General features: G+C 64.9%; 14 protein-coding genes. 6 read left to right on the forward strand and 8 right to left on the reverse strand.

Annotated elements, in window-relative coordinates:
• The first annotated feature begins 67 nt into the window (after positions 1-67).
• Both AC0L3U_RS03660 and AC0L3U_RS03665 read left to right on the forward strand, forming a co-directional pair.
• The gene (locus AC0L3U_RS03660; RefSeq protein WP_473360713.1) at positions 68-583 is read left to right on the forward strand and encodes a septal ring lytic transglycosylase RlpA family protein; all 516 of its coding nucleotides are present in this window, start codon (positions 68-70) and stop codon (positions 581-583) included.
• Positions 584-696: 113 nt separating this feature from the next.
• Positions 697-852, forward strand: a complete 156-nt coding sequence (locus AC0L3U_RS03665; protein WP_445217157.1) for a hypothetical protein — start codon at positions 697-699, stop codon at positions 850-852.
• Positions 853-873: 21 nt separating this feature from the next.
• Here AC0L3U_RS03665 and AC0L3U_RS03670 read toward each other — a convergent pair whose 3' ends face one another.
• From AC0L3U_RS03670 to AC0L3U_RS03680, 3 genes are all read right to left on the reverse strand, one after another.
• Positions 874-1,179, reverse strand: a complete 306-nt coding sequence (locus AC0L3U_RS03670) for a hypothetical protein (RefSeq protein WP_007601056.1) — start codon at positions 1,177-1,179, stop codon at positions 874-876.
• An 89-nt stretch (positions 1,180-1,268) separates the two neighbouring features.
• Positions 1,269-1,541 carry a hypothetical protein gene (locus tag AC0L3U_RS03675; RefSeq protein WP_473349385.1) on the reverse strand — a complete coding sequence of 91 codons (273 nt, stop codon included), beginning with the start codon at positions 1,539-1,541 and terminating at the stop codon, positions 1,269-1,271.
• A 171-nt stretch (positions 1,542-1,712) separates the two neighbouring features.
• Entirely contained in the window at positions 1,713-2,645 is a 933-nt protein-coding gene (locus tag AC0L3U_RS03680; protein ID WP_473360714.1) for a LysR substrate-binding domain-containing protein, read from the reverse strand.
• Positions 2,646-2,704: 59 nt separating this feature from the next.
• On the opposite strand from AC0L3U_RS03680, the gene AC0L3U_RS03685 reads away from it, so the two are divergent.
• Positions 2,705-4,105: an MFS transporter gene (locus tag AC0L3U_RS03685; protein ID WP_473360715.1), complete on the forward strand. Its 1,401-nt coding sequence runs from the start codon at positions 2,705-2,707 to the stop codon at positions 4,103-4,105.
• A gap of 113 nt (positions 4,106-4,218) precedes the next feature.
• On the opposite strand, the gene AC0L3U_RS03690 is transcribed toward AC0L3U_RS03685, so the two are convergent.
• Positions 4,219-6,909: a flavin-containing monooxygenase gene (locus AC0L3U_RS03690; RefSeq protein WP_473360716.1), complete on the reverse strand. Its 2,691-nt coding sequence runs from the start codon at positions 6,907-6,909 to the stop codon at positions 4,219-4,221.
• A 261-nt stretch (positions 6,910-7,170) separates the two neighbouring features.
• On the opposite strand from AC0L3U_RS03690, the gene AC0L3U_RS03695 reads away from it, so the two are divergent.
• Both AC0L3U_RS03695 and AC0L3U_RS03700 read left to right on the forward strand, forming a co-directional pair.
• Positions 7,171-7,347: a hypothetical protein gene (locus AC0L3U_RS03695; RefSeq protein ID WP_245286308.1), complete on the forward strand. Its 177-nt coding sequence runs from the start codon at positions 7,171-7,173 to the stop codon at positions 7,345-7,347.
• A 77-nt stretch (positions 7,348-7,424) separates the two neighbouring features.
• On the forward strand, positions 7,425-8,885 hold the full coding sequence (locus tag AC0L3U_RS03700) for a carboxylesterase/lipase family protein (RefSeq protein ID WP_473360717.1): 1,461 nt from the start codon (positions 7,425-7,427) through the stop codon (positions 8,883-8,885).
• Positions 8,886-8,902: 17 nt separating this feature from the next.
• Here AC0L3U_RS03700 and AC0L3U_RS03705 read toward each other — a convergent pair whose 3' ends face one another.
• Positions 8,903-9,082: a hypothetical protein gene (locus AC0L3U_RS03705; RefSeq protein ID WP_270162072.1), complete on the reverse strand. Its 180-nt coding sequence runs from the start codon at positions 9,080-9,082 to the stop codon at positions 8,903-8,905.
• Between the two features lie 158 nt (positions 9,083-9,240).
• Between AC0L3U_RS03705 and AC0L3U_RS03710 the strand changes: the two genes are divergently transcribed.
• Complete coding sequence (locus AC0L3U_RS03710; protein ID WP_473360718.1) at positions 9,241-10,035, forward strand: DODA-type extradiol aromatic ring-opening family dioxygenase; 795 nt, start codon at positions 9,241-9,243, stop codon at positions 10,033-10,035.
• Between the two features lie 95 nt (positions 10,036-10,130).
• On the opposite strand, the gene AC0L3U_RS03715 is transcribed toward AC0L3U_RS03710, so the two are convergent.
• From AC0L3U_RS03715 to glgC, 3 genes are read right to left on the reverse strand one after another with little or no spacing between them, the layout of a single operon-like run.
• Positions 10,131-10,391: a SemiSWEET transporter gene (locus tag AC0L3U_RS03715; protein ID WP_007601071.1), complete on the reverse strand. Its 261-nt coding sequence runs from the start codon at positions 10,389-10,391 to the stop codon at positions 10,131-10,133.
• A gap of 36 nt (positions 10,392-10,427) precedes the next feature.
• A complete protein-coding gene (glgA, locus tag AC0L3U_RS03720) occupies positions 10,428-11,882 on the reverse strand; it encodes a glycogen synthase GlgA (RefSeq protein ID WP_473360719.1) in 1,455 nt (484 codons plus the stop codon).
• Positions 11,879-13,141, reverse strand: coding sequence for a glucose-1-phosphate adenylyltransferase (glgC, locus tag AC0L3U_RS03725; protein ID WP_007613273.1), 1,263 nt, complete (start codon positions 13,139-13,141; stop codon positions 11,879-11,881). Before glgC ends, glgA begins: the two co-directional genes overlap by 4 nt.
• Positions 13,142-13,212 lie beyond the last annotated feature (71 nt).

The following is a 13,212-nucleotide window of genomic DNA, read 5'->3' on the forward strand; positions in this document are numbered from 1 at the left end:
GCTTTCGTTCCGACAAGGTTCTGCCCTCATTGCCCACCGAAACTCGGGGTCGTTCGGAGGGCGCATCATGTCTCGATTTGCACGTGCCGAAACTGCCCGGATTTCGCCGGCAAGCCTGTGCCGGATACTGCTCGCCATCATCGGCGCGGCGTCGCTTGCGGCGTGTGCGCAATCGCCGGTCGGCCGCCAGAAAGCCGATCTCGGCACCCACCGCCAAGCCGCTGTCGAACGACCGCACAGGGTGGCGGCGCTGCATCCGCGTCCGATCAGCCGGGCGCGCGTTCCTGACGGCGACGCGAAGCAGAGCGTCTCGCATGGCGTCGCCAGCTTCTATTCGGACACGGAGACGGCGAGCGGCGAGAGGTTCGACAAGAACGAATTGACCGCGGCCCATCCCAGCCTGCCGTTCGGCACCAAGCTGCGCGTCACCGACGTCTCATCCGGCCGCTTCGTGACCGTCAGGATCAACGATCGCGGGCCATATGTTCGCGGGCGCGTGGTCGACATCTCTCCCTCCGCGGCCGAGGCGCTCGGCATGGTCGACAAGGGTGTCACCAATGTCCGGCTCGACGTGGTGCAATAATTTGCAGTGATATCGATCCGAAACGCTGTGCTTAACCGGCTGTTAGCCGCCTCCAGCCACCATGGATACCCAATCATTCGGGACTCCAGATTGAAGCTCCTGGGAGGCGGCGTTTGAACACGATCCAGTATCTCGAAGATCAGGCGGCACGCGCCGAGCGGCTGGCCAAACGGATCACGGATACATTGACGATCGAAAAGCTTCTGACCTTCGCGGACGAACGCCGCCGCGAGATCGAGGTCATCGCCGGCAAGTACCGGCGCGCCTGATTCTGATCACCCCACGCGGGCTCAGCTGTGGCTCTCGACGAAGTCGCTGAGATAGTCCGGCAGCGTCACGCCATCGATGTCGCAGCGCGCCCGAATCTCGCCGGCGACGTCGGTCGAGATGTCCTTCATCCAGTGCTCGAGCGTGTTGAATGAGATGACCTTGACGGGGTCGTTGAAGCAGCCTGCGACGAGCTCGCCGATCGTGGCGTCGAGATCGCTCCGCTCGACACGGATTTCAGTCGCCTTGTCGAGGCGGTCGATCACCACGAACAGGGTCTGGTCTGCGCCATAGGGCACGACCGGGGCTGGCACGCCGGCTTCAAGCATCTGAGGCACTCACGCCTTCGCTTCCGATCACCATCAACGGGAAAAACCGGAAGAAGGTTCCTGCGCTCAGCCGGTGCTTTCTGCGAGGATCAGAGAAATTCGCGCAGCCGCGCCAGCTCGGTGATGTGCTCGGGCGAGAGAATGTCGGTGACCAGCGGCGGTTGTGCGATCGTGCGAATCTCATAGAGATGCCTGGTCGCCGCCGGCTTCGCCATGAACGCCGAGATGCATTCGTCGAGCGTGCCTTCGATCACCTGGTAGGACGCTCGGTCCGACCGCCGCTGGTTCGCAAGCGATGGCCATTTATGCAGCACCGCCAGGACACCAAAATCGACCTTTGAATCCCCAGCCACGTCCCCCATCGTCCCGCCTCACGCAAAAAGAACCCCGGCACACGATCGTGCGTACCGGGGCCCACACCCATTACTGCATCTCAATGCCACACGCCCCTTAACGCGGCGGCCGAGAAATGGTTCCCGGCTAATCGTCGCGGCGTTGGCTCAATCCTGGGGAATCCTGGGCATTTGCAGGATCTAGCGAACAAACGCCTGCACCCGGGAATCTTTGGCCATCGCCGGGGGCCAGCGCACGATTTGGGCTTTGCTCGCCGGCAAGTCCCACGATTGCGGAAGCACCCGTACCAGCCTCCCGTCCTTGAGCGCGTCCTGGACCAGTAGCGAGCGTGCGAGCACGATCCCGTTGCCGGCGAGGGCGGCGGCGACGGCAGTGGCTATCGTTGCAAAACGGATCTCGGCCGGCGGCGGGCGGCCGAGGCCCAATCGTTCGAACCACGTTGTCCATGACCATTCGACCCCACTGTCTTCGCCGGCCCGGCCCTTGTGCAGGAGCGGCAACGATTTGAGGCGGGTCACGTCGGTCAGGGGGCGTCGGCCAAGCAGCAGGCGCGGGTGGCAGACGGGGTACACATGCTCGCGAAACAGCAAACGCTGCGTGGACATGGGCCTGAAGCCCGCTGCTGGTTGCCACAGGACCGTGACGTCGAGATCGGCCGACCTCGCGTGTGCGTCGGCTTCACGTACCGCCAGCTCAACCGGTATGCCGGGATGCGCTTGCGCAAAATTGGGCAAGCGCCGCACGAGCCAATAGTCGGCAAGCGCTGCACCTACGCCGACCTTCAAGGCCTGAGGTGGCGCGGCGGCCCGACAAAGCGCACGAAAATCCGCCATTCTGTCGAACAAGCCGGCCAACTCGTTCGAGAGTGCAATACCGGCGGGCGTGGCGCTGAGGCCGCTCGGCTGGCGAATGAGGAGCGGCGTCCCGACGAAGTCCTCGAGTTTGCGCAGCCGATGACTGACCGCGCTCTGCGTAAGCCCGAGTTCTGCCGAGGCGCGGGTGACGCTCGCATGTCGCAGGGCGGCCTCGAACGCAATCAGGCCGTCAAAAGGAGGAAATGAGCGCATCGCATCATCATGAATGAATTTCATGGCGATGTGAACAACTTGCATTGGCGTGCAACCCGCGCCGGCGTGCATATCGGGAGAGACGCTTTCACGATTGGAAACCGATGACCCAGCCCGAACTCCCTACGCAGTCGCGGGGCTGTTGGCACGACCTGCTGCCGGCGACGGTGCTCGGCATGGCGGCCTTCTTGACGCAATTCGACGTGACAGCGGTTGTCGTCGCAATGCCGGCCATCGCGGCCGAGCTCGGTTTCGGCGTCGCCGCCTATGCCTGGGTCATGGATGCCTACAGTCTGGCTTTTACAGGGGGATTGCTGGCCGCCGGTGCGCTGGCGGACAGGTATGGACGACGACGTGCCTTGCTTGGCGGCAACATCGTGTTCCTGACCGGTTCGATCGCCTGCGGCTTCGCGGCGGGAGGCCCGGTGCTGTGGGCTGCGCGTGCAGTTCAAGGCCTTGGCGCAGCGTTCGTCATTACCGGAGGCATCGCGCTGCTCGCGAGCACCTATACCCGGCCTGACGAGCGCGCCCGTGCATTCGCGCTGATGGGCGTGATCTCGGGTACGGCGATGGCTCTTGGGCCGACGCTCGGAGGGCTCGTCTCGACGTGGGTTGGGTGGCGCTGGATTTTCCTGGCAAATATCCCACTTTGCCTGCTCGCCATTCTCGCTGTTCCACGGTTGGTCGCAGAATCGCGCGGCCCTGCCGGTCGTCCGCTTGATTGGAGCGGTATCGTTCTTCTCACGTTTGCTCTTGGCCTAGCGATCGAGAGCCTGTTGATGGGGCGTGCAGCACCGGTCCGGGTTGCGGTCGGTCTCGGGGCAAGTGTGTGTCTACTCGCCATCTTTGCGATGCAGCAGCGGCGCCGGCCCGCGCCGATGTTTGATCCGGCTGTATTTGGTCGACCGGTCATGATCGGAATTTCGTCGTTGCTGATTGCCGTCTCCATCGGATACTGGGCCGTCCTCGTCTACCTGCCGCCGTTCCTGGATGCAGCGTTTGGCTGGACAGGCTCATCGGTCGGATTCGCATTGCTCTTTGCGACGCTGCCGATGCTTCTGCTGCCGCCCTATGGAGCCCGTTTGGCGAAACGCTGGGGCTGGCGCCGGCTGTTCGCGACCGCGATGCTGGTGCTGCTGGCGGGCGATCTCACGTTGATGCTGATCGCGAGTGGCTGGCTCCCGAACACTGGAGTTATTCTCGCCGCGACGGCGACCGGGATGCTGTTGATCGGGGTTGGCGCAGCGCTGGCGCACCCGCAACTATCGGGTGCTGTCGTCGCGTTGGTGTCTCCGGACCAAACCGGCATGGCCTCGGCAGTGACTGTGGTCATGCGCCAAGGCGGCTTTGCATTGGGCATCGCGGCGCTCGGTGCGCCGCTGCCCTACGAAGCCGCGGCTGTCAGCTATGTGTGGCCCTGGCTTATTGCCGCTCTTGCATCCGCAGGCGGCCTCATTGCGGCCTCGTCGTTGTTGCCGGATCACCAGCCCCAGCTGCTCAGCTGACAACGCAGGCCGGCTCAGCGTCGTCGGGCCTGGTCCAAAGGAAACGCGCGTACCGGGACGATATCAATTGTCGTCGCGGCCGGGAGCATGGCTCCCGGCCGGCTTGCCGCTGCTCAACTCGCGGCGGCCGCGATCTTATGCCCCGGGCTGGTATGAACCTGGCTGCGATCGTCGCCGCGACCAACTTCGGGCGGAAGCCCGGCGAAGCGTCGCAAGGCCTCGGCCATCTGCACCCGGCCCGGCGCGCCGGTGATGATCACGTCCACCATCGTGAAGGACGAATGGAAATGGCCGCGCGCCTTGAGTTGCTCGACCGGGACACCGGCGGCCGCCATTGCCTCGGCATAGGCGATGCCTTCGTCACGCAGCGGATCGAATTCGCAGGTGACGACGAAGGCCGGCGGCAGGCCTGCGACCTTGCCGCGGAGCGGCGAGGCGCGCGGATCGGTGCGGTCGGCCGGCGAGCAATAGAGGTCCCAGAACCAGTACATCAACGAGCGGGTCAGGAAATAGCCGGTCGCATTGTCGTTGTAGGAGGGGCGGTCGAAAGTGCAGTCGGTGACCGGGCAGATCAGGAGCTGGCCCGCGATATCAGGCCCGCCGCGATCGCGGGCAAGCTGACAGGTGACGGCGGCGATGTTGCCGCCGGCGCTCCAGCCCGCGACCAGCACCGGGCCCGGCCTGCCGCCGAGCTCGGCGGCGTGCTCCGCGATCCAGCGCGTCGCCGCGTAGCCGTCTTCGGCCGCGGCCGGGAAACGATGCTCGGGCGCATGACGATAGCCGACGCTGACGAGCATCATGCCGGTCCGCCGCACCATGTCGCGGCAGAACGGATCGTCCGACTGCTCGTCGCCGAGCACCCAGCCGCCGCCGTGGAAATAGACCACGACTGGATGCGGCCCTGATGTTGCCGGCTTGTAGACCCGATAAGGCAAGGGACCGTCGGCGCCGGGCAGCGTGCCGTCGACGATCTCGCCGATCGGCCGTCCAGCGGGACGGCCCTTGTTGAACTCATTGACGAAGGCGCAGGCGCCTTGCGCGCCCATCGACTCGATCGGCGGCAGGTTGAGCGACGCCAGCAGGTTGAGCACCAGCCGCACATCGGGCTGGAGGCGCACCACCTCGCCGTCATTGCATTGCGCGGCGACATCGGGACCGGTCAGCTTGAAGCCGAGCATGCCGCGGCTGACCACCTCGTCGCAGATGCTGCGATAGGGACCGACGCCGCCGGTATAGGGCATCAGGCCCTGCACCTTGCCGGGAACGTTGGCGCCCGTGTACCAGGTGTTGGCGAGCCGGTGCAGCGTCACCATCGAGCAGTCGGCCATGTGCCTGTTCCAGCCGGCCTGCGCCGTCTCGGTCGGCTCGATCGTGGTGAAGCCGCCGTCGCGCAACGCCTTGAGCCGATCGACGACCCAGTCGACATGCTGCTCGATCGACACCGCCATGTTCGACAGCACCGACGGGCTGCCGGGTCCGGTGATCATGAAGAAATTTGGGAAGCCTTCGACGGTGAGCCCGAGATAGGTCTGCGGCCCCTGCGCCCAGACGTCGGTGAGCGACTTGCCGCCGCGTCCGGTGATCGGATGCACGGCGCGGATCGCGCCGGTCATGGCGTCGAATCCGGTCGCGAACACGATCACATCGACCTCAACGCTGCGCCTCGCCGTCGTGATGCCGCTTGCGGTGATCGCCTTGATCGGTTCCTGACGCAGATTGACCAGCGTGACGTTCGGCCGGTTGTAGGTCGCGTAATAGTTGGTATCGAGGCAGGGGCGCTTGGCGCCGAACGGATGATCGTCCGGCATCAGCGCCGCGGCGGTCTCGGGGTCTTTGACGGCGGCGCGGATCTTCTCGCGGATCAGGTCCTGGATGATCTTGTTGCCGTCGATGTCGACCGCCTGGTCGGCCCAGAGCTGGGTCAGGATGTGGACGAGGTCGCCGGCCGCCCAGGCGCGTTCGAACCGCTCACGACGCTCGGCATCGCTTAATTGCCAGCTCACGACCGTCTGCTGCGGATAGGGCACGCCGGCCATCGACTGGCGCGCCTGCTCGCGATAGGCGGCGCGGTCGCTCTGAAACAGGTCCCTGCGATCGGCCGGCGCGGGACCGTTGTGCGCAGGTAGCGCGAAATTCGGCGTGCGCTGGAACACGGTCAAGTGGGCGGCCTGTTCGGCGATCAGCGGGATCGACTGAATGGCCGACGATCCGGTGCCGATCACCGCGACGCGCTTGCCGGCGAGATTGACGCCGTCATGCGGCCAGCGTCCGGTGAAATAGACCTCGCCCTTGAAGTCCTTGACGCCGTCGATCTCCGGCGGCTTCGGCGCCGAGAGGCAGCCGGTGGCCATGATGTAATGGCGGCAGGACACCGGCGCGCCATTGTCGGTGGTGAGCTGCCAGCGTTCGGTGGCCTCGTCCCATTTCGCTTCCGTGACCTTGGCCTTGAAGCGAATGTCGCGCCTGAGATCGTAGCGGTCGGCGACGAAGCCGAGATAGCGCAGGATCTCCGGCTGGGTCGCGTATTTCTCCGACCAGGTCCAGGCGGTCTCGAGGTCCGGATCGAAGGTGTAGCTGTAATCGATGGTCTGGATATCGCAGCGCGCGCCGGGATATCGGTTCCAGTACCAGGTGCCGCCGACGTCGCCGGCTTCTTCGAGGCCGACCGCGGTCAGGCCGGCCTTGCGCAGCCGATGCAGAAGATAGAGGCCGGCAAATCCGGCACCGACCACGGCAACATCGACCTGCTGGCTGGTTCCGCGCCCCGCATCAGAGGCACGCGCAGCAACCATTGCATCAGGCATGGCATTTCCTCCCGTGTGTTTTGTTTTGCCGGCAGGCTATCGCTGCAGGTTCGGCTTGTCATCAGAACAAGTGCAATCTTCGGTGGCCGTTTGCGGCGTCATCGTGGCTGCGCGAACGTTGCTTCAATGCACGCACCGCGATGCACAATGGCCGTGATTACCCGGGCTAATCATGTACGATCCGTCTGTGTATGCTTGCGGCTACAAGCCACGCGTTCTCAGGGCGTCATGACAGAGTTGAGTGAGCGGACCAAAGCGAACATGGACGTTGTCCTGGAGGAGACGTGCCGCCAACTGCCGCACGGCGGCGATCACGACAGCCGCAGGTTCATCGCCGAGCGGCTGATCGAGGCAGCGCGGTCCGGTCACACCACGCTCGGTGAGCTCGGCATCATTGCACGCCACGCACTGGCGGAGCTTGCCGCCAAGCGGAGCTAGGCGCGGTCACGCCGCTTGCCTCGCAGTGGGCCACGGACATAACCTGCCTAAACCCTTCGCATCGAGATGCTCTGAAGATGCGGTCCGTGTTCGCGCTGTTTGCGACGTCTCTGGTCCTCTGTTGCGCCGGCCCGGTCGTGGCCCAGCCGGTCGGCCAGTTTCCATTTGCGCTGACGCGCGAAGGACAGATGCTCGGCGCCGTCGAAGGCGAGATAGCCTCGTTCAAGGGGCTGGCCTATGCGGCCGCGCCGATCGGGCCGCTGCGCTGGCGTTCGCCGCAGGCCGCGCCCGAGAGTTCGGAGATGCGCACCGCCTATGCCTATGGCGCGCCGTGTCTTCAGCCGTCGCTGCCGGGATCGAGCGAGGACTGCCTGACGCTGAACGTGTTCCGTCCGTTCGGGGTCGATGGCCCGCTGCCGGTGATGATGTTCATCCACAACGGTGCTTTCGTCAGCGGCACCGCGAACGATCCGCTGTTCGACGGTGCCAGGCTCGCGCAGGCCGGCCTCATCGTGGTGACCGCGAATTTTCGCCTCGGCGCGCTCGGCTGGCTCAGCGATCCCGCGCTGTCGGAAGATGGCTCCGGCAATTACGGCCTGATGGACCAGATCGCGGCGCTGCATTGGGTGCACGACAACATCGCGGCCTTCGGCGGCGATCCCACCAACGTCACCTTGTTCGGCAGTGGCGCAGGCGCGACCTCGATCGCGCTGCTGATGCTGTCTGAGCAATCGCGCGATCTGTTCCAGAAAGCCATTCTGCAATCGATCCCCGGCAGTGCGCGGCTGCGTTCGGCACAAGAGGCCGAGATTGTGGGCCGGCAATTCGTGGCGGCGCTGGGGCGACAGGCCGATCTGCGCGCAGCCGAGCCGCGACGTCTGCTTGCCGCTGAAAAACATCTGCTGGAAAAATCGCCGAGGAGCTTCGCGCCGACCATCGATGGGAGTCTGGTGCGCGAGGACGTCGCCGCAGGCTTCGCGGCCGGACATGAGAGCCGCATTCCCTTGATCATCGGCTCGAACGACGACGAGACCGGTTTCGACGGCGATCTGGATATCCGGGACGAGCTGGCATCGTCAGGCGCCACCAGCGATGAACTGCGCAGGCTCTATCCGGACCTCGCCAGACCTTCCGTCCGCGCGGCAAGGTTCTACACCGACAAGGTGTTCTCCGAGCCGGTGCGACTGCTGGCGCGCCTGCATGCCGCCAGCGGTGCGCCGAGCTTTCGATATCGCTTTGCCTATGTGCCGGAGGCACGGCGCGCAAACGCCGAGGGCGGTCACGGGCGGGAATTGCAGTTCATCTTCGGCGTGGAAGGCATGCCCGGTGCAGGCATCTTGTCACGAGGCGATCGCGAGGTCGCAAATCGCCTGCGCGCCTACTGGATCAATTTCGCCAAGAGCGGCGATCCCAACGGTGCGGACCTGCCGCATTGGGATGCTTCCGCAGGCGGCGATCGCCTGCTGCTGATCACGAACGATGGCATCGCGAGCGGAGACGACCCCTTGTCGGAGCGCCTGGACCGGTTCGGGCGTTAGGGCAGGATGAGTTGGACTTAAGCCGCGAGCTCGACGCGCGGCGCCGGGCTCAGCCGGTCTTCCTCCAGATAATCCATCGCGCCGTCTTTCTCGACGGCGTAGAACTGCTGGCCGTCCTTCGATCTGTAGGCGGCGCGCACGACGCCGCGGCGGCCCTTGTCACTGTTGACGACGTCCCCCAACGCAAACTTCTTCATTTCACGTCCCTGGCTGCTGGCCGACTCCTTCGGCTACGCCCGGGATTCTGGGCGGAAAATCGTTAACGTCTTGCTAACCATACGGGTTTGCCTATGCTCGCGGCCGATAGCGCGGGCAGCTCGCACGCGCATGTTGCCAATGAAACGAGCCTGAGCCCATGGTGCGATTTCCGACCTTGTTCCTGTCGCATGGCGGCGGTCCCTGGCCGTTCATGGAAGACAGGCGGGTGCAATATGCGAAGACCGCCGAGGCGTTCGGCCGGCTGCCGCAGCTCTTGCCGGCGAAGCCCAAGGCCGTGCTCGTCATCACAGGACATTGGGAGGCTGACGCCTTCACCGTGTCGACTTCGACGCATCCGCCGATGGTGTACGACTATCACGGTTTTCCCGAGCACACCTATCACCTCAAATATCCCGCGCCGGGGCGGCCCGAGCTCGCCGCGGAGGTGAAGACGCTGCTCATTCGCGCGGGCGTCGATTGCCGGGAGGATCCCAACCAGGGGTTCGATCACGGCACCTTCGTGCCGCTCGGGCTGATGTATCCGAACGCCGACATGCCGATCGTGCTGCTCTCGCTGAGATCGAGCTATGATCCGGCCGAGCACATCAAGGTCGGGCAGGCGATTGCGTCGCTGCGGGACGAAGGCATTCTGATCGTCGGCAGCGGGCTCACCTATCACAACATGCGCGGGTTCGGCCGTGCGGAGTCGAAGCCGGTCTCATATGATTTCGAGGCGTATCTGAACGAGGCGATCAGTCACAAGGACGCGGCGCGCCGCAACGCGATGCTGGTTGACTGGGAGAACGCCCCGAGTGCGCGCCTGGCCCATCCGCGCGAAGATCATCTGCTGCCGCTGATGGTGGCCGCCGGCGCCGCCGGCAGCGACGCGGGCCAGCGCGTCTTCGTCGACGAGGTCGCGAATGTCGCGATGGCCTCGTATGTGTTCGGATGAATCGTAGGGTGGATTAGCGAAGCGTAATCCACCATCGGCTGCAATGAAGGCGGCGGATTACGCCTTCGGCTAATCCGCCCTACGACACTCCAGGCTCACCCGTATTTCAGCTTCATGAACAGGATGCCGCCGGCGAGCACGATGGTGATGGCGTTTGCGGCGACGAGCGGCGCATCGCCCGACAGCAGGCCGTAGACGAGCCAGAGCGCCAGCCCCAGCACCATGACAAGAAACATGCCGAGCGAAATATCGCCGGTCGAGCGGGTCTTCCACACTTTGATGGCTTGCGGCGCGTAGGCCACGGTGGTGCAGGTCGCGGCGGCAAAGCCGATCAGCTTGATCAAGAACGGGTCCATGGCGGCTCTATAGCATTGATTCGACGATGTCGGGCCTCAGGCGCGCGCGGTCATGAGGCTGCGATAGAGCGCGGCATAGTCACCGGCGCGGTTGCGCCAGGACACGTCGGTTGCAAGGCCGCTCAGTTGCAGCCGCCGCCAGGTCAGCTTGTCGTGAAAGGCGATGTTGGCCTTGCGCAGCGTGCCGGCGAGGGCATCCGCGGTGACGGGGCCGAACTTGAAGCCGGTGGCATCGTGGCCCGATTTGTCGGCCTCGCCGATATCGACGATGGTATCCTCGAGGCCGCCGACCCGCGAGACGATGGGCACGGCGCCGTAGCGCAGCGCGCAGAGCTGGGTCAGGCCGCATGGCTCGAACCGTGATGGCACGATGAGCGCGTCCGAGCCGGCCTGGATCAGATGGGCCATGATCTCGTCATAGCCGATCACGACTCCGATGCGGCCGGGGTTCGCGCGCGCAACGGCCTGATAGCGATCCTGCAGATCGCGGTCGCCGCTGCCGAGCAGCGCGAGCTGCATGCCTTCGCGCAAAATGGTCGGAATGGCTTCGAGCAGGAGATCGAGCCCCTTCTGCCAGGACAGGCGGCTGATGACGCCGAGCAGTGGCGCTTCGTCCGAGGAATCCAGATTGAACTGTTGCTGCAGCACCGCCTTGTTCGCGGCCCGGTACGTGAGGTCCTCCGCGCCGAAGCGGTAAGCGATGTGCGCATCTTCTTGCGGATTCCAAACAGATACATCGATGCCGTTGAGGATTCCGCTCAGCACGTTCGCGCGGGCGCGAAGCAAGCCGCCGAACCCCATGCCGCCCTCGTCGGTCTGGATCTCCTGCGCATAGGTCGGCGACACCGTGGTGATGCGATCGGCGAATTGCAGGCCCGCCTTCAAAAAACTGATGCCGCCGAAATATTCGAGGTCGTTGACGCCGTAGGCGCGCCACGGCAGGCCAATCGAACCGATCAGCTCGGGCGCGAACTTGCCCTGATAGGCCATGTTGTGGATGGTCATCACGGTGGCCGGCCGCGGCCGGTTGTCGTAGTGCAGATAGGCTGGCGCGAGCCCGGCCTGCCAGTCGTGGGCATGCACCACATCGGGCACGAAGGCGGGCACGAGGCCGTGGCCGATATCGGCCGCGATGCGCGAGAGCGCGGCGAACCGCACGCCATTGTCCGCCCAGTCGACGCCTTCGGCGGTCACATAGGGGTTGCCGGGCCGTGCGTAGAGATGCGGCACGTCGAGCACGAACAGATCGAGGCCGTCATGCGAGGCGGCGAGCAGACGGCCGGGTCCGCCGAAATAATCCGGCCAGCGCCGGATTTCGTCGGCTCCCCCCAGCACCCGCATCACGTCGGGATAGCCCGGCATCAAGGTGCGCATCTCGACGCCATGCGCCTTCAGCGCGATCGGCAGCGCGCCCGCGACATCGGCGAGGCCGCCGGTCTTGACGATGGGATAGACTTCAGAGGCGACCGCGAGGACGCGAACAGGCGTCATGTATTGAGCCTGTCGAGCATCGGCTGGGTGATGAGCGAAATGCCCTGCTCGGTGGTGCGGAAGCGTCTTGCGTCCAACTCGGGATCCTCGCCGACGACGAGCCCTTCCGGGATCTCGACGCCGCGATCGATCACGACGTTCTTCAGGCGCGCGCCGCGGCCGACATTGACGTAGGGCATGATCACGGCGTTCTCGACATTGGCGTAGGAGTTGACGCGCACGCCGGTGAACAGCAGCGAGCGCCGCAGCGAGGCGCCGGAAATGATGCAGCCGCCCGAAACCAGCGAGCTCACGGCCTGGCCGCGCCGGCTCTCCTCGTCGTGGACGAATTTTGCCGGAGGCGTGATCTCCGAATAGGACCAGATCGGCCAGGCGCTGTCGAACAAATCGAGCTCGGGGACCACGTCGGTGAGGTCGATATTGGCGGCCCAATAGGCGTCGACCGTGCCGACGTCGCGCCAATAGGCGCGGGGGTCGCTGCCGGAGCGGACGCAGGAGGTCGAGTACTGGTGCGCCATGGCGCGGCCGTTCTTGACGAGATAGGGGATGATGTCCTTGCCGAAATCGTGGTTGGAGTTCGGATCCTCGGCGTCGCGCTTGAGCTCCTCGAACAGGAATTTGGCATCGAACACGTAAATGCCCATGCTGGCGAGCGAGACGTCCGGCTTGCCCGGCATCGGCGGCGGATCTTTCGGCTTTTCCAGGAACTCTTTGATCCAGCCGTTCTCGTCGATATGCATGATGCCGAAGCCGGAAGATTCCTGCCGCGGCATCTCCAGGCAGCCGACGGTGACGTCGGCGCCGCTGTCGACATGCTGGCGCAGCATCACCTCGTAATCCATTTTGTAGATATGATCGCCGGCGAGAACCACGATGAAACGGCAGGCGTGGGATTCGATGATGTCGATGTTCTGGTAGACTGCATCGGCAGTGCCGACATACCACATGTTTTCGGAGACGCGCTGGCTCGCCGGGAGGATGTCGAAGCTCTCGTTGCGCTCGGGACGGAAGAAGTTCCAGCCCATCTGAAGGTGCCGGATCAGGCTGTGCGCCTTGTACTGGGTGGCGACGGCGATGCGACGGATGCCCGAGTTCACCGCGTTCGACAGCGCGAAATCGATGATGCGGGACTTTCCGCCGAAATAGACCGCGGGTTTGGCGCGCCGGTCGGTCAGCTCCAGCAGCCGGCTGCCGCGTCCGCCGGCCAGGACGAACGCCAGCGCCTGACGGGCAAGCGGCTCGGGTCTCGCGGCACTCATGTCATTCTCCCACAACTCTGGCGCTCGCGAGAAGCCTCCCGGCCGCGCACATTTGGAACCGATAGTAACGG

The sequence above is a fragment of the Bradyrhizobium sp. Kon69 genome (assembly GCF_055807515.1).